General features: G+C 63.9%; 18 protein-coding genes and 1 pseudogene. 11 read left to right on the top strand and 8 right to left on the bottom strand.

Features of this window, described 5'->3' with window-relative positions; genetic code table 11:
* Positions 1-544: 544 nt before the first annotated feature.
* Positions 545-797: pseudogene (locus tag JQ627_RS39145) on the bottom strand (response regulator); the annotation flags it as partial.
* 316 nt (positions 798-1,113) lie between these two features.
* Here JQ627_RS39145 and JQ627_RS24660 point away from each other — a divergent pair.
* The 4 genes from JQ627_RS24660 to JQ627_RS24645 all read left to right on the top strand — a co-directional run bounded on the left by JQ627_RS24660 (position 1,114) and on the right by JQ627_RS24645 (position 3,595).
* Positions 1,114-1,824 (top strand): Crp/Fnr family transcriptional regulator, encoded by a 711-nt coding sequence (locus JQ627_RS24660; protein ID WP_212486685.1) that lies wholly within the window; start codon positions 1,114-1,116, stop codon positions 1,822-1,824.
* Positions 1,825-2,011: 187 nt separating this feature from the next.
* On the top strand, positions 2,012-2,710 hold the full coding sequence (locus tag JQ627_RS24655) for a Crp/Fnr family transcriptional regulator (protein ID WP_212486684.1): 699 nt from the start codon (positions 2,012-2,014) through the stop codon (positions 2,708-2,710).
* A 161-nt stretch (positions 2,711-2,871) separates the two neighbouring features.
* Positions 2,872-3,249, top strand: coding sequence for an Hpt domain-containing protein (locus JQ627_RS24650; RefSeq protein ID WP_212486694.1), 378 nt, complete (start codon positions 2,872-2,874; stop codon positions 3,247-3,249).
* 97 nt (positions 3,250-3,346) lie between these two features.
* Complete coding sequence (locus tag JQ627_RS24645; protein WP_212486683.1) at positions 3,347-3,595, top strand: hypothetical protein; 249 nt, start codon at positions 3,347-3,349, stop codon at positions 3,593-3,595.
* Positions 3,596-3,645: 50 nt separating this feature from the next.
* Here JQ627_RS24645 and JQ627_RS24640 read toward each other — a convergent pair whose 3' ends face one another.
* Positions 3,646-4,269, bottom strand: a complete 624-nt coding sequence (locus tag JQ627_RS24640; protein ID WP_212486682.1) for a helix-turn-helix transcriptional regulator — start codon at positions 4,267-4,269, stop codon at positions 3,646-3,648.
* 341 nt (positions 4,270-4,610) lie between these two features.
* Between JQ627_RS24640 and JQ627_RS24635 the strand changes: the two genes are divergently transcribed.
* Together JQ627_RS24635 and JQ627_RS24630 are read left to right on the top strand one after the other, a co-directional pair.
* Positions 4,611-5,774 (top strand): hypothetical protein, encoded by a 1,164-nt coding sequence (locus JQ627_RS24635; protein ID WP_212486681.1) that lies wholly within the window; start codon positions 4,611-4,613, stop codon positions 5,772-5,774.
* A gap of 820 nt (positions 5,775-6,594) precedes the next feature.
* Entirely contained in the window at positions 6,595-7,809 is a 1,215-nt protein-coding gene (locus tag JQ627_RS24630) for an EAL domain-containing protein (protein WP_212486680.1), read from the top strand.
* A 9-nt stretch (positions 7,810-7,818) separates the two neighbouring features.
* On the opposite strand, the gene JQ627_RS24625 is transcribed toward JQ627_RS24630, so the two are convergent.
* The gene (locus JQ627_RS24625; protein ID WP_212486679.1) at positions 7,819-8,679 is read right to left on the bottom strand and encodes a DMT family transporter; all 861 of its coding nucleotides are present in this window, start codon (positions 8,677-8,679) and stop codon (positions 7,819-7,821) included.
* 161 nt (positions 8,680-8,840) lie between these two features.
* Between JQ627_RS24625 and JQ627_RS24620 the strand changes: the two genes are divergently transcribed.
* The gene (locus JQ627_RS24620; protein ID WP_409363815.1) at positions 8,841-10,217 is read left to right on the top strand and encodes a PLP-dependent aminotransferase family protein; all 1,377 of its coding nucleotides are present in this window, start codon (positions 8,841-8,843) and stop codon (positions 10,215-10,217) included.
* Here JQ627_RS24620 and JQ627_RS24615 read toward each other — a convergent pair.
* The 4 genes from JQ627_RS24615 to JQ627_RS24600 form a co-directional block, all read right to left on the bottom strand.
* Positions 10,214-10,828, bottom strand: coding sequence for a GDYXXLXY domain-containing protein (locus tag JQ627_RS24615; RefSeq protein WP_212486677.1), 615 nt, complete (start codon positions 10,826-10,828; stop codon positions 10,214-10,216). The two genes, JQ627_RS24620 and JQ627_RS24615, sit on opposite strands and share 4 nt — an antisense overlap.
* Positions 10,825-12,096 carry a DUF2157 domain-containing protein gene (locus JQ627_RS24610; RefSeq protein WP_212486676.1) on the bottom strand — a complete coding sequence of 424 codons (1,272 nt, stop codon included), beginning with the start codon at positions 12,094-12,096 and terminating at the stop codon, positions 10,825-10,827. The genes JQ627_RS24615 and JQ627_RS24610 overlap by 4 nt, the downstream gene beginning before the upstream one ends.
* A 166-nt stretch (positions 12,097-12,262) precedes the next feature.
* A complete protein-coding gene (locus JQ627_RS24605) occupies positions 12,263-13,243 on the bottom strand; it encodes a tripartite tricarboxylate transporter substrate binding protein (RefSeq protein WP_212486675.1) in 981 nt (326 codons plus the stop codon).
* Positions 13,244-13,320: 77 nt separating this feature from the next.
* Complete coding sequence (locus JQ627_RS24600) at positions 13,321-14,961, bottom strand: FAD-dependent oxidoreductase (RefSeq protein ID WP_249143329.1); 1,641 nt, start codon at positions 14,959-14,961, stop codon at positions 13,321-13,323.
* 116 nt (positions 14,962-15,077) lie between these two features.
* Between JQ627_RS24600 and JQ627_RS24595 the strand changes: the two genes are divergently transcribed.
* Positions 15,078-15,986, top strand: coding sequence for a LysR family transcriptional regulator (locus JQ627_RS24595; RefSeq protein WP_212486673.1), 909 nt, complete (start codon positions 15,078-15,080; stop codon positions 15,984-15,986).
* 89 nt (positions 15,987-16,075) lie between these two features.
* Here JQ627_RS24595 and trpC read toward each other — a convergent pair whose 3' ends face one another.
* Entirely contained in the window at positions 16,076-16,924 is an 849-nt protein-coding gene (gene trpC, locus JQ627_RS24590; protein WP_212486672.1) for an indole-3-glycerol phosphate synthase TrpC, read from the bottom strand.
* A gap of 400 nt (positions 16,925-17,324) precedes the next feature.
* On the opposite strand from trpC, the gene JQ627_RS24585 reads away from it, so the two are divergent.
* From JQ627_RS24585 to JQ627_RS24575, 3 genes are all read left to right on the top strand, one after another.
* Positions 17,325-17,780 carry a (2Fe-2S)-binding protein gene (locus JQ627_RS24585; protein WP_212486671.1) on the top strand — a complete coding sequence of 152 codons (456 nt, stop codon included), beginning with the start codon at positions 17,325-17,327 and terminating at the stop codon, positions 17,778-17,780.
* A gap of 4 nt (positions 17,781-17,784) precedes the next feature.
* Positions 17,785-19,992 carry a xanthine dehydrogenase family protein molybdopterin-binding subunit gene (locus JQ627_RS24580; protein ID WP_212486670.1) on the top strand — a complete coding sequence of 736 codons (2,208 nt, stop codon included), beginning with the start codon at positions 17,785-17,787 and terminating at the stop codon, positions 19,990-19,992.
* A 215-nt stretch (positions 19,993-20,207) separates the two neighbouring features.
* Positions 20,208-21,218 (top strand): helix-turn-helix domain-containing protein, encoded by a 1,011-nt coding sequence (locus tag JQ627_RS24575; RefSeq protein WP_212486669.1) that lies wholly within the window; start codon positions 20,208-20,210, stop codon positions 21,216-21,218.
* Positions 21,219-21,276 lie beyond the last annotated feature (58 nt).

Below are 21,276 nucleotides of genomic sequence, written 5' to 3'. Positions count from 1 at the left end.
GTGTGGACCAGGCGGAAGATGTTATCCAGGATCTTGGCGTTGTTCGGCTCCTGCTCGAACTTCACCAGCTGATTGTCCACGGTGTCCAGGCTCTCGCTGGTCTCCGTCAAAAACTCCCGCAACAGATCATCCATGAGCTACGCCTTACTGAGCCGGACTTCGACGCCTGAGCCACACCTGGAGTTCGGCGGAGGTCCGCTGCTGGATCGTTAGACAACCCCTTTCACGGTCCCGTTAATTTCAGCCTCCGTGCTAATACGGATATTGAAGACAAGTTTGCGCTTCGACGGCCTGCGGCAGCGTTTTTCGGCAAGAGCGGCGTCGCATCTCATGCGACAGACGCCATAGGTAAACGCGCCGATAACAGCACCGCGACGCGCGCGAAAAAATCCTTCCGGCGGAGGACGATATGCAAGGGCCGCGCGAATTGGATCAAATCACTCGCAACCGGAATCGCTCACACCGCTGCTCGCTGCTCGCCTGCTCAATCCGCAGGAGCTGAGCTTGCGGTAAACGGACGCTTACTTCGCGGCCGTCGCGATTGCTACCGCGCTAACCCAATCGCGGAGACAGCACGATGCTCAGCGAGGCAATCCTTGATGGCAGCGAGTAACGCATCCGGTGCAAGCGGCTTGCGAAGGCAACGCGCGGCGCCGAGCTCCAGCGCCATCCGGAGAAAGTCGGGTGCGGGCGAGTTCAGATTTGCGAAGGCGTAGCCTCGCAATTCGCGGAATGGCCGGCGCGCGCTCGTGGAAGGCACGCGACATTCGCGGCGTTGCGAAGCCGCGCAGACCGGGACAACTCGAGATGCGCGCTTGAGAAGGGGAGCCGCAGGGCGTCGCCCGGCGTCCGAGGCGGCGCGGATGCGATGCTTCCGGCTCATGATGACTCCCCTTGCCGCTTTTTCCTCCGCCCAGCGCAAGACGGACGCTCCGAGCTCACGGGCGAACCAGCGCGATTCTCGTTTCCGCCGGAAATGCACAGCGTGTCTGCCCTCCAACGGGTATATGGACGGCGACACAACCTTTAAAATATATTCTGGTCGCCGTGCAACTGGATGAGGCACAGGGCGCGGCGCCCGATCGTCCTATCGAACGCGCCGGATTGACCTGCATGACCGCGAGCGGCCACCCATCCAACCAGTTGCTGCAAATGCTCGGCATGGCGGAGTTCGATCTGCTGCGCCCCCATCTCGCAACAGTCGAAATGGTCAGGGAATCTGTCCTGGCCGAGGCGGGTGCCGCAGTGAAATATGTCTACTTCCCGCACCGCGGATCCGTTTCGATTACGGTGGGTCTCTCCGAGGGACAGATGATCGAGGTCGCGATGCTGGGCCGCGACAGCGCCGTGGGCGGCGGCGCGGCGCTTGCCGACGGCATCGCACCGACGGACGCCGCCGTGCTCTTCCCCGGGACTGCATCCGTCCTCGAAATCGCGGCCTTCCGGGCGGTGGCGGCCGCAAGCGCGCAGTTCCGCGGCCTGATGATCCGCCATGAGCAGGCGCTGCTCGCGCATGCGCAGCAATCGGTGCTGTGCAATACGCTGCACCCGGTCGAAGCGCGACTGGCGCGCTGGCTCTTGCGTGCCCGTGACCTGTCCGACAGCAGGTTCCTTCCGCTGACGCAGGAGGAGCTGGCGCAGATGATGGGCGTACGACGCAACGCGATTTCCCTCGTCGCAAATGCGCTCCAGCGCGCCCGCGTCATTCACTACACCCGCGGCCAGATCGAGATCGTCGACGAGCGCGCATTGGAAACGACGTCGTGCGACTGCTATGCTGCGGTGAAGGGCTGCCACGCGCGCCTGCTGGGGGCCCTGCGGTGACGATAACCCGGCGCAACCGGTCTGCATGCCGGTGTGCACACAGTGCGGCGGGCTGCCAAGGCACCCGGACATCTTGTCCCAATTGCCAATATATCCCGACGTGAACATGATGAAACTTGTCCGTGCAGGAAGCGGCCCGTTCGCTTCGCGTTCGCGGGCTGACGAGACGGAGGCAATCTTGGAAACGATGGCGCGCCCATCCAACGGTTTCCTCTCCGCACTGTCGGCTGAGGATTACGAATTGATCCGCCCGCATTTGCGCATGATCGATCTGCCGCATGAGGCGATTCTGGTGGAGACCGGCGAGACGCTCACGCGCGCCTACTTTCCTCACCGCGGCGTCATCTCGCTGGTGGTGAAACTTGCCAGGGGCGAGCATGTGCAGGTCGCGATGATCGGCCGCGACAGCCTGCTCGGAACGCTCTCGACCATGGGCGATGCCCGCGCGCTGAATACGGCGATCGTGCTGGTTCCCGGTGCCGCCTCCGTGATGGACCTCGACCGGCTGCGCGACGCGGCGGACCGGAGCAGCACCTTGCGGACGCTGCTCACCCGTCACGGGTTGGCCGTCTACGCGCAGGTCCAGCAGACCGCGGGCTGCAACGCCTCCCATCCCGTGGAGTCGCGGTTGTCGCGTTGCCTGCTGCACACCCATGACCTGTCCGGCGACTATCGGCTGCTGCTGACCCAGGAGGCGATGGCGCAGATGATCGGGGCGCGCCGCAACAGCGTGTCGCTGGTCGCCAATACCTTGCAGCACGCCAATTTCATCCACTACAGCCGCGGACACATCCAGATCCTCAACCTGGACGGTCTGCGCCAGACGGCGTGCGAATGCTACGCCACCGTGAAGGCCCAGTACGACCGGCTGCTCGGCCCGCGCTGACCTGCACCACGGCTTGGTAAACCGGCGGCTAACGCCGGCCTGCAAAGACGGATCGTCCTGCTACCGGAACTGAAATTCGAATGCCGTAGACACGGAGCGTGCCTCGCGCCGTACAGGCCGCGCGAACCGTGACCAGGACAGGCCAAGCCATGTTTCAAGCCATGTTTGAAGTGACCGCCGCGCCGATACCAAAAGCGCTCGATGCCGAGCCCGCGCGCGAGCCGGGTGCGTACGAAGCGCTGGTGCGGGAGATCGGCGAGGACGGGGCCTGTGAAGTCCGTGACGTGTTCTGGAGCGAGACCTGCGCGCGCCTGCAACTGTTCCGCACGCTCTCGCTCGCGCAGCACCTCCCCAGGATCATCCGCGAAGCGCATTCGCTGAAGAGCGCGGCCGGAACGTTCGGCTATTCCAGGCTTGCGGCGCTGGCGCTGCGGCTGGAGCAGACCGCGGAGACGCTTGGCGAGGCCGAATTTTGCGAACTCCTGGACCTGATGGATGCCGCCTATGCCGCCGCGCGCGCGCAGGAGCCGCGGGGCTAGAGGGCGCGTGCAAAGCCCGCCGTACTTCTACGGTTTGGGATTTTCACAGATGGCTAATCATAGGTGGCGATAGTCGCCGGAAACCAGGAGGGTTTCCATGTTCACCTATGAGACTGCGGACCAGAAAGAGGTCCGTCGCTTCCGTATCGCACAGTTCAACGGCCGGACGGCGACGGTGAAGTCTGGCGAGGCGACGGTGACTGGTTTCGTTCGTTCGGTGCTGGAGCAGGAATCGAGCACGCCTCCGCGCTGGACCATCACGATCATTCCGAATGCGCCGAGGGAAGAGTCCAAGCCGCTGCGGCCGCAGTCACGGGTGCGCCCCTTCGCCGAGGATTATCTCTGAGCCCTGTCGGGTTCCCAAGTCCTTCTCAGCCCGCCGGCGCAGGCAGCCCCTCAATCGATCGAATGCAAGAGCGCCGCACGGACGAGGTCCGCGGTGTTGCGTGCACCGAGCTTGCGCATCGCCTCGGCGCGATGGCTCTCGAACGTGCGCGGGCTGATCTGCATCCGCAGCGCGCCCTGCTTGTTCGAGTAGCCCTCACTGATCAGCCTCAGCACCTCGCGTTCCCGCTTGGTTAGCCGCTTTTGACCCGACGGGCCCAGCAACTCGGTGCTCGGCACACGCTGCGGCTGCTGTGCGCGCGCGGCGTTCAATTCGGCGCCCTCGGTCCTGGAAGGGATCGGCAAGGCATCCTTGTGCGGACCGGCAAGCTGCTTGACCAGGCCGCAAACGCGTTCGGTCTGCGCCAGCGCATTCTCCACCACGCGCTGCAAATAGGCCCGATCGCCCGTAACCGGCGCGAGTTGGTCGCTGTGGTGCTTGATCTCGCCCATGTAGAGCAGGAGTGCGGTCAGGGGGCCGTTGAGCTCGCGGGCGATGGCGGTGGCCATCTCGTCGGCAGCCTTGGCGCGGGCCGCGTTCAGGCGGGCGAAATCGGGCTCCGCGGTCGGAGCAGTGCTGCTTTCGAACCATTCCGACGGCCGCGAATCGGTGGCCGTATCGTTCTGTGACCCCATGTGACCCGTTTAGCGGAACCGGGGCCGTTCTGTGATTAACTTTCTGCTCCGTAAGACTACGGTGATTCCGGCAGTTTTGTGCTGAAATGCCGGCATAGGCACAATTTATGCTTGAGTGCTCGCGCTCTCGACCACGCCCAGGTTGAGGATCTCGCCCGAAACTTGAGCAGGCAAAGAAGAGCTTCCTTAACCAACCCTCTTCAGCGGGCGCCCGCACCTCCCGGCTTTTACGGATAAATTAACAATGACTTGCTTCTCTTAATCACGATTGAGAGCGCGCAAATGCCTCCTCGCTTTGGGCCTGCAGGCCTAGCGGGAAACGCTGCGGAAGATTGCGTGCCATGAACGAAATCGACCAGCTATCGGCGTTTTTGCAGCGGCTGACACCGCTGTCTCGCAGCTGTCTGCTCAGCGAGCTCGAGCGGCTCGAACTGTGCGGCATCGACATGCCGGGCTCGGCCGCCGTTCAGGCCCGCTTGCGCGCCGAATTCCGCAAGGACGGATCAACCCAGGCACGCGCCACCAGTCCCTCACGCTATTTCTTCGCGCCGCTCGAACTGCTCCTGATCGACGGCGCGCCCGAACATGCCAATGCCGGGCGGATTTCACGCAACACGCTGACCCCGATCTGGGAATGGATCTGCCGCGACCTGCTGCCGACCATGGCACGCGACTACATCAAGGCGATCAACGACCAGGTCACCGCCAACAACCCGAAGGAAGTGCTGAAAACCGCGTCGATCTTCCAGACCAAGGTCCTCAAGGTTCTCGAGAACACCCTCGCATCAGCGGAGAGCACCGAGTTCGCACGCGCCAAGCTCACACAATACACGGCCTCGCGCACCGCCTTCGACGACGTGAAGAAAATGCAGCACGTGCTGCGCGCCGGCGACGCGCTGCCGAAGTTCAACGAAAAGCTGCCTGAGAAGATCGCGAAATTCGACGACGGCCAGGTTGCCCAGATCACCGCGCAGCTCGACGCCTTCAAGAAGTCCCACCCGGATGCGCTGCCCTTTGCGCTGGCGCTGGTGGCGAGGCGCCTGAAGACGTCCTGGCACCTGGTGCGCCTTGCCACCAAGACTGCCGCAAGCAAGAGCGTGGCTGACGTCGCCGCCACGCCCTATGCCTGCGTCGTTCCTATGGTGCTCGACCGGCTCGACGACAAGCGGCTCGCCCTACGGATCGCGCTCAGACACAACCGCGTGCTGGTCGCGCGCGACCTGCTCGCCGAAATCTACGACACCGAATACGCGCTCAAGGTCCGCATCGACGGGATCGAGAGTTGCGAATGGGGTATCCGGCTCCAGCAGTTGATGGATGCGATCGCGGCGCTGGTATCCGCCGAAGTGAGCCGCTTCCCCTCCAATGTCGGCCACATTCTCGGCTCGCGCCGGCTGCGCAGCCACGACACGCTGGGCGGCAAGCTGTCCTATCTGGCCTGGAAGGGACGCGACGCCGTACAGGACGGCGCGGCGGCGTTTCGCAAATTGATCGGGCAAACCTGATATTGCGGCGCGGCTACTCCGCCCGCGGCAGGCACAGGAAGCGATCGGTAAATCGCCCTGACAGCACGAATCTGAACCACCAATACATCATTCGCCGCGTCGTCATTGCTGTAATCCTCGACAGCCCACCACCGGCTGCGCGCACCAATAGCGCAGGTGCAGCAAGACACATGTGATGTGCTTCACACTTGTGCCGCCGCAGCCGGACGCGTTGTCGCAGAACTGTCACGCGCGAAGCATGGAACATGCGCGTATCGCGCGAAGATGAATTCCTCCATCGCCGCCGTCGCTCCTGTCCTGCGATGCACCGCAAGCGCGACGGGAAGGAGGTTACGACGAGAGCGAACCGACGGACAATGACGATGGTGGCTTTGCTCGCGAGCGCGCTGGCGCCGCGCGAAACAATGAGCGGTTCATAGCCCGGCGTCGGCGGCGTGAACTGGTCCGTGGGCATCGGCCAGGTGATCACGCTGCGCCTGCGCGCCTCGCGGAAAGGCGGTCGGCATGACCCAGCACGACAAGGCCACAGTCAATTGAGGCGTCCATTATTCAATTGGGCGAGGCGCGCGCGGCTTCGTCCAATTGCAGGACATCATGCGTGCATGTTGCCGCACCGCACGTTGCGAAAATCTCCGGTGATTGCCGCCGTTCTGCGCGCGACGCGCGTGCAGACGTAAAAACTTCTTCAACGAGATCCGAACAATTTTAGACATGATGCGGGCTTTAACGTTACCCAGATAATTCAACAATCGGCTGAAGCTCTCCATATTTGAAACTGCTCCCATCGCTAACACCGGTCGCGGAACGGGAGTGGTTTGCGATGAACGATGAAATTGTTGGGTTCGCCGAGCGGAGGCCCAAAACCTTCGGACGGCGAAAAATGATGCCGCGCGCATGCGTCGCCGACGGCAAGCGCCATCTGCGCGCATTCCTCGCCGAGGTGCTGGAGGATCTCGGTTTCGTCACCAGCGAATGCGCCAGTGCGGACGAGCTGCAGACCGTGCTGACGAGCGACTTGCCCGACCTGATCCTTCTCGGCATCGCCGCCGACGGCATCGAGCCCGGCAGATTCCTGGAGAAGCTGGTGCGCGAGGCCTTCGACGGCAAGGTTCTCGCCGTCGGCGCCCGCGAGTCGATCATCGTCAGGGCCGTGCAGCAGGTCGGCGAGGAATATGGCCTCGCGATGCTGCCGCCACTGACCACGCCCTTTGCGGCGGAAACGCTGCGCGAGCGCGTCGCGATGCTGCTGCCGGAGGAGCCAGCGCCGAGCCCGGCCGTGCATGTCGGCGAGGCCCTTCATGCCGGCTGGCTCGAGCTCTGGTACCAGCCCAAGATCGACGCGCGCACGCTGATCCGCAGCGGCGCCGAGGCGCTGGTGCGGATGCGGCATCCAACCTGGGGCGTGGTGCCGCCGGCCTACTTCATCCCCGAAGAGCGCGATCCGCATTTGCGTGACCTCTCGGAGTTCGTGATCGAGCGCGCCTTGCAGGACTGGCACTATCTGCTCGAGCAGCAGAGCCCGGTCGATCTCTCGATCAACCTGCCGACGTCATATCTGAAGGAGCCGCATGCGGTGCGCGATCTCTGCCGCCGCATGCCGACACATCCGGCCTTCGGCGGGCTGACGATCGAGATCGACAGCGAGGAGGCGATCCGCGATCTCGGATTCCTCGTCGAGGTCGCCCGCGAGGTGCGCCTGCACAATATCGGCCTGTCGATCGACAATCTCGGCGCCAACTGGCCCTCACTGATGGATCTGGACAAAATTCCCTTCATCAAGCTGAAAGCCGACCGGCACTTCGTCACCGGCAGCGGCAGCGATCGCCTCAAGCGCATGGTATGCCGCCACATCGTCGAGCTCGCGCACGGCTACGGCGCGCGCACTGTGGCCGAAGGCGTCGAGAGCCGCGCCGACCTCGTCGCCGCCAACGAGCTCGGCTTCGACCTCGTGCAGGGCTTTCTGTTCGGCAAGCCGATGCCGCTGAAGAAGTTTGCGCGGAGCACGCTGACGCGGACGGTGATGGGGCAGGCGTGAGATGCAGCCTCAGGCAAATCGCCGCGCGAAGAACACGCAGACCACCACGAGCGCGGTCGCGGCGATCATGTTCCATGCGACCGGCTCGTGCAGCAGGAAGCTGGCGAGCGCGAGGCCGAAGAACGGCTGGAGCTGCTGCAACTGGCCGACGCGCGCAATGCCGCCGACCGCAAGTCCGCGGTACCAGAAGATGAAGCCGACGAACATGCTGAAGACGGAGACGTAGACGAGCCCGATCCAGGCGGGCACACCGACGCCGCTCCAAGTCGTCGGCCAGGTCCAGACCGCAACCGGCACCATCAGCGGCAGTGCCAGCAGCAGCGCCCAGGAGATCACCTGCCAGCCGCCGAGGCGACGCGACAGTGCGGCGCCTTCGGCATAGCCGAGCCCGCACAAGACGATCGCCGCGGCCATCAGGAGGTCGCCGGTGAGCGACGCCGAGCCGTCATTCGAGAGAGCAAAGCCCGCCACCGTGGCGCTGCCCAGGACAGCGAACAGCCAGAACAGCGGCTGCGGCCGCTCGCCACCGCGCAGCACCGCGAAGATTGCCGTCGACAGCGGCAGCAGCCCGATGAAGACGATCGAATGCGCGGAGGTGATGTGCTGGAGCGCGAGCGCGGTCAGCAGGGGGAAGCCGACCACGACGCCGATGGAGACGATGGTGAGCGAGACGAGATCCTTCCGCTGCGGCCGCGCCTGACGGAGCAGGCCGAGCACGGCCACACCGATCAGTGCCGCGATCACCGCGCGGGCGGAGGTCAGAAACAGCGCGGAGAAGCCGCCGACCGCCACGCGCGTCGCCGGCAACGAGCCGCTGAAGATGATGACGCCGAGAAGCCCGTTGCCCCAGCCGCTGCCTGCAGATTGCATGTCCGTCTCGCTGTTTGGGTCACGATCATCGGCCGTCGCCGGTGGCGAGACCAGCGACAATCCAGTACAATCCGGCAGAACTGTATGGATATAGAAGGTCATACACCTTGGACAGCGAGGCACAATCGAAGGGACGGGGCGGGACGCGGACCGCCGACGTGATGAGCGCGATCCGCGCCAAGGTCGCGGCCCGCGCACTCAGCCCCGGCGACCGCCTGCCGTCGATCCGCGGCCTTGCCGCGACAATGGGTGTTTCGCCGTCCACCGTCGTCGAAGCCTATGATCGCCTGGCCGCCGACGGCCTGATCCGCGCCCGTCGCGGCTCGGGTTTCTATGTTTCGCCGGCTGTCACCCCGCCGCTGGCGTTGACCGAGGTCGAGCCCCGCCGCGACCGGGCGGTGGATCCGTTCTGGGTGTCGCGACAATCGCTCGATACCGACGTGGCCGTGCCAAAACCCGGCTGCGGCTGGCTGCCGCCGGAGTGGATGCCGGAGGCGGCCCTGCGCCGCGCCACCCGCGCGCTTGCCCGCACCGACGCGAGCGTGCTGACCAATTACGGCTCGACGAGCGGCTCCCCCGCCCTGCGCCGGCTGCTGCTTGCGCGCCTGGCCGAAGACGAGATCGAGGCCTCGATCAACCAGCTGATGCTGACGGGTTCGGGCACGCAGGCGACCGATCTGATCTGCCGCTTCCTGTTACGTCCCGGCGACACCGTGCTGGTCGACGACCCCTGCTACTTCAATTTTCGCGCGCTGCTGCGGGCGCATCAGGCCAGGATCGTCAGCGTGCCCTACACGCCGTCGGGCCCGGACATCGCGCGCTTCGAGCAGATCCTTGGCCATGAACGGCCGCGGCTCTACATCACCAATTCAGCGCTGCACAATCCGACCGGCGCGACGATCTCGCTCCAGACCGCGCACCGGCTGTTGACCACAGCCGCCGCGCACGACCTCACCATCATCGAGGACGACATCTTTGGCGACTTCGAGCCGGAGCGCTCGCCGCGCCTTGCCGCGCTCGATGGCCTCTCCCGCGTGATCCGCATCGGCAGCTTCTCCAAGACGCTATCGGCCTCGGTGCGCTGTGGCTACATCGCAGGGCGCGCCGACTGGATCGAGCATCTCGTCGACCTCCAGGTCGCGACCAGCTTTGGCGGCCCGAGCCCGGTGGCGACCGAGATCATCGCAAAGGTGCTGGCCGGCGGCAGCTATCGCAAGCACATGGAGGAGCTCCGGCAAAAGCTCACGCGGACACGCCGCGACGCCGCACGAAAACTTCAGGCGCTGGGCATCGAGCCCTGGCTGATGCCGCGCGGCGGCTTCTTCCTCTGGTGCCGCCTCGCCGACGGGCAGGATGCCACCGCGGTCGCGCGCGCCGCGCTCGAGGAAGACGTGGTGCTGGCGCCGGGCAACGTGTTCAGCGTGTCGCAGACGGCAACCAGCTTCATGCGCTTCAACGTGGCGCACATGAGCGATCCGCGGATGTGGGACGTGCTGCGGCGGGCGCTGAAGGCGGCGCCCGGAATGACCCGCACCTAGTACAAGGGCTCTTCATACACCGGCTCGCCGTCGAGCAGCAGCCGCTTGATGGTGGCGCGGCCTGAAGGCAGCACGGCGGCGACGACCCGCAGCTTCTGCTGGTTGCGGGCTTGCTCCAGCTTCTTGCCCTCGCCTTCGGGCACGAAATAGCTTTCGAGACCGTATTTGATCGCCAGCTTGTCGCAGAAGACGCGCCGGCCCGGGCCGCAGGATCCGCCGTAATAGGAGACGCGGCCGCGGATCAGCACTTCGGGGGCCGTGACCGTGACGGGCTCGGCATGCACCGAGACCGCCTCGTAGAGTCCATTGGCATTCGGCGCGAGCTTGACGAACACGATTGGATTGCGCTCGGCAGTCGGCTGGCCGGCAAGCGTGCCTGCCGACAGTTGCGAGATGTCGTAGCGGAGCACGACATAGTCGCCGCGCAGGAGATCGCGGGGATCGACCGGCTGCGTCTGCAGGGTCACCTCACGGCCTTCGCGCAGGATCTGCATGCGATCGGCGACCATCAGCACCAGCAGCGCGCATTGAACCAGGACGGCGACAGCGAACAGCACGGCTTTCGGAATGCGCTGCCAGAGCCTTGTGAGGGATGCGGCCAGCTCGCTCATCGCCCGGTCCTCGGCAGCGCGCGATTGAGCGCGGTTGCAAATGCGACGGCGATGATGCCGGCCACCGCCAGGAAGGCCGAGCGGCGCAGCAGCGAGCCCTTCACCGCCCAGGTGATGCCTGCAATGACACCGGCGATCCCGAGCCAGCCGGCAACGATGCGCGGACGGACGTCGTCGAGCATGCCGGAGACGACGAGGCACAGCATGGCGCAGAGCAGCGCGGCATAGGCGAACCAGGGCTCGCCGGCGGTGGATGCCGGCCAGAGCGGTGCCGCGAGCAGGACGAGGCCGATTGAACATGCTGCAAGGATCTCACCTGCACGCCTGGTGGTGCCGGCGGACGCGAGGGCGAGCATCACACCCGCAGCCCCGCACAGGATCGCCCACAGCGGCTGGGCTGACGCCGTGCCGGTCCGGAAGCGGATGATGTCATCGACCGTCGTCACCTCCAGGCAAGCGACGCCGGCCAGCGAAAACGCGCCGTAGATCGACAGGACGCTCCCGAGCCGAAGTGCCCTCCGCGACGGCGCAGCCGCGATCGCGAGCCCGGCACCGAACAACAAGGCCGCGCCGTTCGCGAGCACGAATGACGGCTGGGCCCCGTCGAAGTCGAAGCGGAGCGACGTCGCGATCCACCACGGCAATACCGCAATCGCGACGAGGTGGGCCGCGACACGGGAATTCCATGCAAACGCGAGAGCGGCCGCGATCAGCCAGACCAAGACGAAAGGAAGGTGCAGGATGTCAGGCGCATCGTAGCTGCGCATGCAGGTCCAGATGCAGGCCGCGACGAGGCCAACCGCAAGCGCGCCGCGCGACCCGGTCAGCGCTGCGGCGGCAAACGCGCCGATCGACCACAGCAGCATGCCGCCGGCAAAGTCGTCGCCCAGATGATACATCTGCCCGACCAGCGCGATGCCCGCGCCAAAGATGATGGCGCCGATGCTCGCGCAGAGATCGGCGAGAACTGTGCGGCCCGTTGCGGCGAACCACGCCCCAAGGCCGCCGGCGACGACCATGCCGGCAAGCAGGATCGCAAACCGCAGCAGTCGCGCGATCTCGGTCCAGTGCGCCGCAACGAAGGCGAGGAAGGCGGCCGCGATCAGGAGGCCGCCGACGATGGCGACGACCACGGCGATATTGATGCCGGGCGAGAGCGGCGGCAGCGCGCTGCGGATGGAGGCGGCAGCCGCCGGCGCGATCACGCCGTCGGCTTCCCATTGCGAAAGATCAGCTTCGAGGCGCTGCCGGTAGGACTTGTCGAACATCGTCGTGGATTACCTGGCTCCCTGCCGGCGGGCGGGATGCTGTTGGTCGGGCCGCGACGGGAACAGGTTCAACCTGTCGACGCTCTGGTTGCCGGATGTTGATGCTGCGCATCAGCCGGTAAGGCTGCGATCGCGGATCGCCTGCGCACCCACCAAGATGCGTTATCTAGTTCGCCTTGATGCCGGCCTCGCCGATGAGCTTGCCCCATTTCGTGCTCTCGCTCTGAATGAAGCGGCCGAACTGCTCCGGCGACGTTGGTGCTGGCTCTGCGCCGAGGGTCCGGATCTTCTCGACCACCGACGGGTCTTTCAGCGCCTTCACGAAAGCGTCGTTCAGCCTGGCAACGACGTCCGCGGGCGAGCCTGAGGGCGCAACGAGCCCGAACCAGCCCACGGATTCGAAGCCCGCAATGCCACTCTCGGCAAGGGTCGGCACGTCGGGCAGGGATGCAAGCCGGCGCGCCGACGAAACGCCGATCGCGTTGAGCTTGCCTTCGAGGATCAGTTGCCTTGATGCGGGGATATCCAGCACCGCGAAGGGGACATGTCCCGCAAGGACATCAACCGCTGCCGGCGCTGTCCCGCGATACGGAACGAGCTCCATGCTGATTCCGGCCTTCTGCGTGAACAGCGCGGCCGTCAAATGCATCGCCGTCGAATTGCCGCCATGTCCGATCGACAGCACGCCCGGCTTAGCCCTGGCGAGTTCGATCGTCTCCGCCGTCGTGTGCGCCGGCACGTTTGCGGAGGCGACCAACACGAAGGGAATTTCCGCAAGCAGGGTGATGGGTGCAAGATCCTTGGGATCGAACGGCATCGACGGACTGAGATGCGGATTCACCGTTAGGCTACCTGCCGGCGCGACGCCGAGCGTATAGCCGTCAGGCTTGGCTTGCGCGACCGCGGCCATGCCGATGTTGCCCCCTGCCCCGGCGCGGTTCTCGATCACCAGGCTCTGCTTGAGCTCGGCGGTGACCAGCGGCTCAAGCGCTCGGATGACGGTGTCGGCGCTGCCGCCGGGCGGAAAGGTCACGATGATCTTGATCAATTGCTCCGGATAAGCCGCTTCACCGGCCTCCAGCGGCAGCACGGCGAAAGTCGCGGCCGTCAACGCGGCCAGAATGCGGCGCCTTGCAACGTGAAACACGTTCTCCTCCTCGGTGCGTTTTTGCTTGTGAGCACGGCCAGGCTGCCCGCGCATCGGGCGGGCAGCTCGATGTTCGGTTACGCCGCAGCGCCGGTGATGCGCGCCAGCAAGTCTTGTGGGTTCTCGGGCACGAACTGCCCGCGCCAGGCGATGTGCTGGTCGGGTCGCGCCAGCACGAGCTTCTCGGCATAGGCCCCGTTCGCCTCATCCGGCGCGATGTCGACCAGCGCGAGCGGCATGCGGCGCTGTTCTGCGGCAGAGAGCAGCCGCTCCACATCGATCGCCGGGTCAAGCCGCAGCAAGGTGTAGCCCGCTCCGAAGGCATCGTAGAGCGATCGTCCGTCGCGCAGGAACAGATGCGGCGCGCGGGCGCCCGGCACGGTGGACGGCGTAAAGCTCCCCATCGCGTAAACCGGCGGGGTTTCGCCGTCATAGGCGATGATCGGCGAGGCATCGTAATAGTAGCCGAAGTTGAGGCCTGCGCAGCAATATTGCTGCACGTTGAGATCATAGGCCGCTCTCGCCAGCGATGCGCGCGCCGCGTGGCCGCGCGGCGTGTCGTCCTCGATCTCCGCGGACACGCCGCCGCGCTGCGCCATCATCTTCATCGCATGGTCCATTGCAAAGCGCGACACCTGCTCGGTGATGGGCTGACGCTCCGCCTCATAGGCATCGAGGATCGAAGCCGGCGCCCATCCGTTCAGATGCGCCGCCAATTGCCAGCAGAGATCGACGGCATCCGCGATACCCGCATTCATGCCGTAGCCCGCATAGGGCATCCAGAGGTGCGCGGCGTCGCCACAGATGAAGACCCTGCGGTCGCGGAAGCGATCGGCCACGAGGCGACGCCCGACCCAGTCCTCCTTGCTGAGAACCCGGTATTCGAAGCGCGCGTCGACGCCGAGGATGGCTCGGATCGCCCAGTCGCGGTCGACCGAGTCGAACTCCGGCTCGTCGGGCTTGAGATGATTGTGAATCAGCCAGCGGTCGTGGCCGTCGATCGCGACCGTGGTGCCCGAACGGCGCGGGTTGAGCGAGAGCACCATCCAGGCCGGCTTGTGCGCCCCCATCAATTCCTTGAGTTGCGGGGCCTCAATGAAAGTCGATTGCACGCGCTGGATCACCGGCGTCCCGGACAGGCTGGCACCGATCGATTTGCGGACGAGGGAACGGCTGCCGTCGCACCCGATCACATAGCCGGCTTCGATGCGGAGCGAATTTCCGCTGTCGAGATTGCGTGCGAGGGCGACCACGCCGTGGTCGTCCTGCTCGATATCAGTGATTTCCGTGCGCGCCAAAATAGTGATGCGCGGTTGGGCGGCGGCATGGCCGAACAGGATCGGCTCGAGGTAGACTTGGTTGATCCGGTGCGGCGGCTCGGGCGTCGGCCACCAGGTGTCGGGCCCGCCGGTGGCGCTGTAGCGGCGCGCGCGGGAGGGAATGTCGATACGACAGAGTTCGATGCCGGTCGCCGTGGTCCGGTAGGAGCAATCGTTCGGGAAGTCCGCGGGCAGGCCTGCGTCGCGCAGTTTTGCGGCGACGCCCAGCCGGCGGAAGATTTCCATCGAGCGAGCCGAGACGTGATTGCATTTGACGCTGGGCGGATCGCCGGCGTGGCGGATCTCCGCGACGACGACGTCGATCCCGCGCGAGGCCAGATCCATGGCCGCGGTCAATCCCACGGGCCCGGCGCCCACGACCAGCACCTGTGTCCTCATGCTCGTTTCCATCCCCTGGCATCGTCGCGGATTCGTTGCCCGCGCAGCATGCATTTTATTGCAGGCTCTGTTATGCGATAAGCCAGAAAGAACTCATCAATTCATGAGCTTTACCTATGAATGTCACCTTGCGACAATTGCGGGCCTTCACTGGTGTCTATCGCACGCGCAGCATCACGCGGGCCGCGCGCGAGCTGGGCATCACGCAATCGGCCACGAGCCTCCTGATCCAGCAGCTCGAAGTGCAGCTCGGCGTAAAACTGTTCGATCGCTCCACGCGTTCAGTGCACCCGACGCTGGCTGCCGACGAAGCCTTTCACGCCGCCGAACGCATGTTGAGCGATGCGCTGGGCCTGACCCGGCGCATGCATGACCTCGCGCAGGCGCGCGCCGGCCGCGTCGCGTTCGTCGCGTCAGCGGGCGCCGCTTCGGCACTGCTGCCGCAGATTCTCGCGAAGTTCCGCGCAGGCCATCCCGAGATCGACATCGACATGCGCGACGTCGCCGCCGACGATCTCGTTCCACGCCTGATCGCAACCGATGCCGAGTTCGCGATCGGCAGCGTCGAGGGTGAATTTGCGGAGATGACGATCGAGACGCTGACCCGCGGACGGCTGAGCGCGATCGGCCGTCGCACCGCCGACTTCGCCGCACGGCGTTCCCTGACATGGGACGAGCTGGCGCAGCTCCCGACGATCGCGATGCGGCGCGAGACGCGCATCCGCATGCAGATCGACCAGGCGCTGGGCGCGCAGGGCAAGCACCTCGCCCCGACCTATGAAGTGACGCTGATCAACACCGCGCTCGCTATGACGGCCCAAGGCCTCGGCCTCGCCATCCTCCCCGCAACGATGCTGCCGGCCGATCAATTCCCGACCCTGATCGCAAGGCCTCTGGTGCGACCCGCCATCACCCGCCCGGTGTCGCTGCTGCAGCGTCAGGGCCAAACGCTGTCGCCGGCGGCGCAGGCGTTCGTGACGACGGCGCGGACAATGCTGGCGGAGCGGTCGGGGCGGGCCTTTTGATCGTTTGGTGGGACAAACGCCAGATTTCGGACATGGCCAGCTTCATCAAACTCGGCGGCCCGCCCGGCCCGGCGCCTGCGGGCATCCCGTCATCGAGCGGACGGTGCGGCTCGGCTGGAAGGTATTCCCGCCGCGGTCGCGGGCTTGTCCCGCACTAGCAGTCCGCGGGTTGCCGACGCCACGTCGGGCTGACGCATCAGGCTCTCGCCGACAAGGAATGTCGACATGCCCACACGTTCAAGCCTGGCCAGATCATCCGACGTGAAGATCCCGCTTTCCCCAACCATCAGCCGGTCCTTCGGGATCAGCGGCGCAAGTGCCTCGCTGGTCGCAAGCGTAGTCTCGAAGGTACGGAGATTGCGGTTATTGACGCCGACCATAGGCGAGCGGAGTTTCAGCGCGCGGTCGAGTTCGGCTCGGTCGTGGATCTCGATCAGCACATCCATCTGAAGCGCGATCGCAGCGTCCTCGATATCTTTGGCGGCGTCGTCATCGAGCGCGGCCATGATGATCAGGATGCAGTCGGCGCCGTGAGCGCGGGCTTCAACGACCTGATATGTGTCGAACATGAAATCCTTGCGCAACACCGGTAGGTTGGTCACCGCACGCGCCATGGCCATGAAATCGAGATGCCCCCGAAATGACGGCGTATCGGTCAGCACCGAAAGGCAGGCCGCGCCACCGGACTCATAGGCCTTCGCCAAGGCGGGCGGATCGAAATCGGCGCGGATGAGGCCCTTCGATGGCGACGCCTTCTTGATCTCGGCAATCAGCGCATAGTCGCCGCCGCCATGCTTTTCCTTGATCGCGCGGACAAAACCGCGCGGTGGCGCCGCATCCTTGGCGCGCGCCTCGAGGCTCGCGAGGGGGTGAACACGCTTCGAGGCGGCGATCTCCTCGCGCTTATAGGCTTCGATTTTCTTCAAGATGTCTGACATCATCGACCCGTTGTTTGACTCAACTCTCGCCCGACAATCTGCGTCGCTCCGGCGGGACAATTCAAATCAAAGATCATCGACGCCTGCTCACTTCCTCTTCATCAACCGTTCGTGGCGGCGCTCATGCGAGAGTCCGATCATGACGCTCGCGCCGTTGATGGCATGCTCTCGGTCTCAGTCTTATTCCCCGCCACTATGGAAACCATGAATGACAGCTATTGGAAGATTTCGTCTCGCGCTGCGATCAATGGCGGTCGCTACGAATTTTATCGAGTAGCGCGCGCCGCCGGTTGCATCAGGCGGAGTGGGCTGAATCGGGTGACTTGATTCTTTCGAATACCCCCAGCGCGGGGGTGCTCGTCAACTCATCCCTCACGTCCAACGGCCTTAGGAGGCGCCCATGGCTTTCACCTTAAAGATTAACGGTACCCCCCGTGAGGTCGATGTCGATGGTGACGTTCCACTGCTATGGGTACTGCGCGACGTACTCGGCATGACCGGGACCAAGTTCGGCTGCGGCCAGGCGCTGTGCGGTGCGTGCACCGTGCATGTCGGCGGTCAACCGGTCCGCTCTTGCCAGACGCCGGTCGACAGCGTCGGCAATACCGCGATCACCACGATCGAGGCGATTGGCAACACACCGCAGGGCGCGGCCTTGCAAAAAGCGTGGCTGGAGTTGGAGGTAGTGCAGTGCGGCTACTGCCAATCCGGCCAGATCATGTCTGCGGCCGCGCTCTTAACGGACATGCCGAAGCCGACGGACGACGATATCGATGCGGCCATGTCGGGTAACGTCTGCCGATGCGGCACCTATCAGCGCATCCGCACTGCGATCAAGCGTGCAGCAGGGGTTTGAGATCATGGATGGGTTTATTCGTACTGAGCAGATCGCTGATGAAGCAACTGTGTCGCGGCGCGCCTTTCTTCAAGGCACAGGTCTGCTGCTTGGCTTTGCGCTGACGGGTACGGGCACCGAATCCGTCTTCGCGGCAACTGCTTCGCAGGTCGTCGAAAACGAGATCACGGGGACTTTCGCGCCGAATGGATTTATCCGCATCGATCCGATCGGCGCGGTGACACTGGTTATGCCGATGGTCGAGATGGGACAGGGAGTTTACACGTCGCTCTCGATGCTTCTCGCTGAAGAGCTGGAAGTGAGGCTCGACCAGATCCGGGTCCAGCACGCCCCGCCAAATCATGCGCTTTACGCCAACTCGATCATAGGCATTCAAAATACTGGTGGCTCCGCCTCTGTCCGGGCCTTTTGGACACCGCTGCGTCAAGCAGGAGCGGTGGGTCGCAATATGCTGATTGCCGCAGCCGCAAAGCGCTGGAGTGTCGATCCGGCGACCTGCCGCGCAAAGGACGGCATCGTCTTCGACGCCTCAGGTTTGAAGCATCTGAGCTACGGCGAACTTGCGACGGCCGCGGCGAAATTGCCTGTGCCGGCTGCGGCCGACGTCAAATTAAAGGATCCGAAGGATTTCACCCTGATCGGCACACGCGCCAAGCGCGTGGATTCATCGATAAAGGTCGATGGGCGCGCGCTCTACGGGATCGATACGCGACTGCCGGGCATGACGATTGCAGCAGTTGCTATTTCGCCGGTGCTCGGTGGCAACACGAAAACGGTGGACGAGAAAGCCGCGCTGGCGGTGAAGGGCGTTCGGCAACTGGTCAATATCGGTGAAGCTGTCGCCGTAGTGGCGGATCACATGGGGGCAGCGAAGAAGGGGCTCGAGGCCGCCACCATCACGTGGGATGATGGGCCGAACGGCAAGGTCAGCAACGCCGATATCGTCAAGCAGTTGGAGGAGGAATCCAGAAAACCGGGCGCGGTTGCCCGTAACGATGGCGATGCACGGAAAGCTCTTGCGGCAGCGGCTCAGCGGGTTGACGCCATCTATCAGGTGCCTTTTTTGGCCCATGCGGCAATGGAGCCGATGAACTGCACGGTCCACCTGCAGAAGGACCGTTGCGACATCTGGGTCGGGACGCAGGCGCCTACGATCACACAGTCGCAGGTAGCCGAGCTCACCGGCCTGCCAAAAGACGCTGTCAAAATTCACAATCATCTGATTGGCGGTGGCTTCGGCCGAAGGCTTGAGGCCGACGGCACGATTCTCGCCGTCAAAATCGCCAAGCACGTCGACGGCCCGGTGAAGGTGATCTGGAGTCGAGAGGAAGACATCCAGCACGATATGTATCGGCCCTACTATCTCGATCGGCTGTCGGCCGGACTTGACGCGACCGGCAGGCCAGTTGCCTGGACACACCGGATCGCCGGGTCGTCAGTCATGGCGCGCTACTATCCCCCCTACGTCAAGGACGGATTGGACCCCGATGCCGTCGAAGCCGCGGCCGAACCGCCCTATGCACTGCCCAACATTCACGTCGACTTTGTCCGGGTCGAGCACCCCGGTGTCCGGACGTCCTGGTGGCGCGGCGTCGGACCGACTCATAATGTTTTTGTGGTCGAAAGCTTCATGGATGAGCTCGCTGATGCAGCGAAGCGGGATCCCGTCGCCTATCGCAAGGGATTGCTTGGCCACAATCCGCGAGCGCTCGCTGTTCTGTCGCTCGCGGCGGAAAAAGCGGGCTGGGGATCACCCCTTCCCGCGCGGCACGGCCGCGGAATTTCGGTACAATTCGCATACGGAAGCTACACGTCGCAGGTCGCCGAGGTCGAAGTGGCGGCCGATGGCTCCGTCAAAGTAAAGCGGATTGTCTGTGCGATCGACTGCGGCATGCACGTCAATCCAGATACGATTGAAGCACAGGTTCAAGGTGGAACGCTCTTCGGCCTGACCGCTGCGCTCCACGGATCGATCACCTTCAGGGATGGACGGGTGGAACAGAGCAATTTCGACACCTATCTGCCGATGCGTATCGACGAGGTACCGGTGGTGGAGACACACTTGATCAAGAGCGCGGAACCTCCGGGTGGCGTTGGTGAAGCTCCGACAGCGATTGTCAGTGCCGCTGTGACCAACGCGATCTTCGCCGCGACCGGGAAGCGTGTGCGTAGCCTTCCGATTGATTCGAATTCGTTGAAGTCGTCGTCCTAGTCCTGACCTGTTTTCCCGCGCGCGTAGCCGAGCAAAGGACCCGAAGCACAATGGCTACAAGCGTATTGACATTTTCCGCAGGCCCAATGTGATCTAATATCAAGAGACAAGGTACCGTCGTACAAGTAGCATGACGATGCCCCGTTGACCGCAAGAGAATGGGCTTCGGGAACACTATATGTGCCGGTAACTGGCACTAAAGAACCACTACGATCATGCCCACTTCGAAAGCGAATCAAAAGCAGACTCTCGTCGAGCAGAACGGTGCACGGCGGACAGGGGCCACTGTCAAATTGTCTACAACAGACCTCAACAATTTGATGCAAGCGCTCGACATCGATGTCATCGCACTGACTGAGATTTTGGTGCCGCGCGGCCATCGAGTTGAATTCGGGACGATTGACGTGCCTGGAATCCACTACAACCTAAGCGGCACGGGACGCATATCAATCAACGGTGAACCCACGATACCGTTGAGTCCTCACTTGCTCATCATTGTGCCGCCCAACACTCCGCTCATGATCGAGGTTGATGGTGGAAGCGGTCTGCCGCAGCTCATTTCGAGAGACTGCTGGACTCGTCGAGACGGCATCCTCCGCGTCGCAGTGCCGGACGGGCACCCCGAAATCGTCCAGGTATGCGGCTTTTTTAACGCATCGTTTGGTCAATCCGTGAGGCTGTTCGGAGAACTGCGCGAACCGGTGATCGAGCAATTCGAGCCGGCGGACAGGATCGATCTCAAGCTTCGCGAGGCCATGGACGAACTGCTACAGCAGGAGGTCGGCGTCGGAGCCATGACGGCGTCTCTGCTCAAACAGATCGTCGTCTCGCTGGTGCGGCGTTCACTCAAGTCATCCCAGCGGTGGACCGAACGATTCTCGATACTTTCCGATAGGCAAATCACTCGTGCATTTGCGGATATGGTGGCACGGCCGGGAGCCGCCCATTCTGTTCAAAGCTTGGCACACGGCGCAGGATTGAGCCGTTCGGCCTTCATGGCGCGTTTTTCGGACATCTTTGGGCAATCCCCGATAGCCATCCTGCGAGACTTGAGAATGCGCCAGGCTGCGATCGATTTGACGACAACCTCGATGCCGATCGACGTCGTTGCTCTGAATGCGGGTTACGAAAGCCGTTCAAGTTTTGTGCGAGCCTTTCGGAAAGCGTACAATCAAGATCCGAGCGACTATCGGCGGACGGCCAGGAAGAGCAAAGCAGATATCTGAGTATAAGGCGCGATCCGATCACAGCCGCCATGCACTTTATGATGGATGCTACGTATGC

The organism is Bradyrhizobium liaoningense, assembly GCF_018130785.1.
GTDB classification, from domain to species: Bacteria; Pseudomonadota; Alphaproteobacteria; order Rhizobiales; family Xanthobacteraceae; genus Bradyrhizobium; species Bradyrhizobium liaoningense_A.
This window is presented reverse-complemented; position numbering and strand designations above follow the sequence as displayed.

Excerpts from the sequence above, each read along its gene's own strand:
- JQ627_RS24660 (WP_212486685.1), top strand. The coding sequence starts at position 1,114 with ATGACCGCGAGCGGCCACCCATCCAACCAGTTGCTGCAAATGCTCGGC.
- JQ627_RS24655 (WP_212486684.1), top strand. The coding sequence starts at position 2,012 with ATGGCGCGCCCATCCAACGGTTTCCTCTCCGCACTGTCGGCTGAGGAT.
- JQ627_RS24650 (WP_212486694.1), top strand. The coding sequence starts at position 2,872 with ATGTTTGAAGTGACCGCCGCGCCGATACCAAAAGCGCTCGATGCCGAG.
- JQ627_RS24645 (WP_212486683.1), top strand. The coding sequence starts at position 3,347 with ATGTTCACCTATGAGACTGCGGACCAGAAAGAGGTCCGTCGCTTCCGT.
- JQ627_RS24640 (WP_212486682.1), bottom strand. The coding sequence starts at position 4,269 with ATGGGGTCACAGAACGATACGGCCACCGATTCGCGGCCGTCGGAATGG.
- JQ627_RS24635 (WP_212486681.1), top strand. The coding sequence starts at position 4,611 with ATGAACGAAATCGACCAGCTATCGGCGTTTTTGCAGCGGCTGACACCG.
- JQ627_RS24630 (WP_212486680.1), top strand. The coding sequence starts at position 6,595 with ATGAACGATGAAATTGTTGGGTTCGCCGAGCGGAGGCCCAAAACCTTC.
- JQ627_RS24625 (WP_212486679.1), bottom strand. The coding sequence starts at position 8,679 with ATGCAATCTGCAGGCAGCGGCTGGGGCAACGGGCTTCTCGGCGTCATC.
- JQ627_RS24620 (WP_409363815.1), top strand. The coding sequence starts at position 8,841 with ATGAGCGCGATCCGCGCCAAGGTCGCGGCCCGCGCACTCAGCCCCGGC.
- JQ627_RS24615 (WP_212486677.1), bottom strand. The coding sequence starts at position 10,828 with ATGAGCGAGCTGGCCGCATCCCTCACAAGGCTCTGGCAGCGCATTCCG.
- JQ627_RS24610 (WP_212486676.1), bottom strand. The coding sequence starts at position 12,096 with ATGTTCGACAAGTCCTACCGGCAGCGCCTCGAAGCTGATCTTTCGCAA.
- JQ627_RS24600 (WP_249143329.1), bottom strand. The coding sequence starts at position 14,961 with ATGAGGACACAGGTGCTGGTCGTGGGCGCCGGGCCCGTGGGATTGACC.
- JQ627_RS24595 (WP_212486673.1), top strand. The coding sequence starts at position 15,078 with ATGAATGTCACCTTGCGACAATTGCGGGCCTTCACTGGTGTCTATCGC.
- trpC (WP_212486672.1), bottom strand. The coding sequence starts at position 16,924 with ATGTCAGACATCTTGAAGAAAATCGAAGCCTATAAGCGCGAGGAGATC.
- JQ627_RS24585 (WP_212486671.1), top strand. The coding sequence starts at position 17,325 with ATGGCTTTCACCTTAAAGATTAACGGTACCCCCCGTGAGGTCGATGTC.
- JQ627_RS24580 (WP_212486670.1), top strand. The coding sequence starts at position 17,785 with ATGGATGGGTTTATTCGTACTGAGCAGATCGCTGATGAAGCAACTGTG.
- JQ627_RS24575 (WP_212486669.1), top strand. The coding sequence starts at position 20,208 with ATGCCCACTTCGAAAGCGAATCAAAAGCAGACTCTCGTCGAGCAGAAC.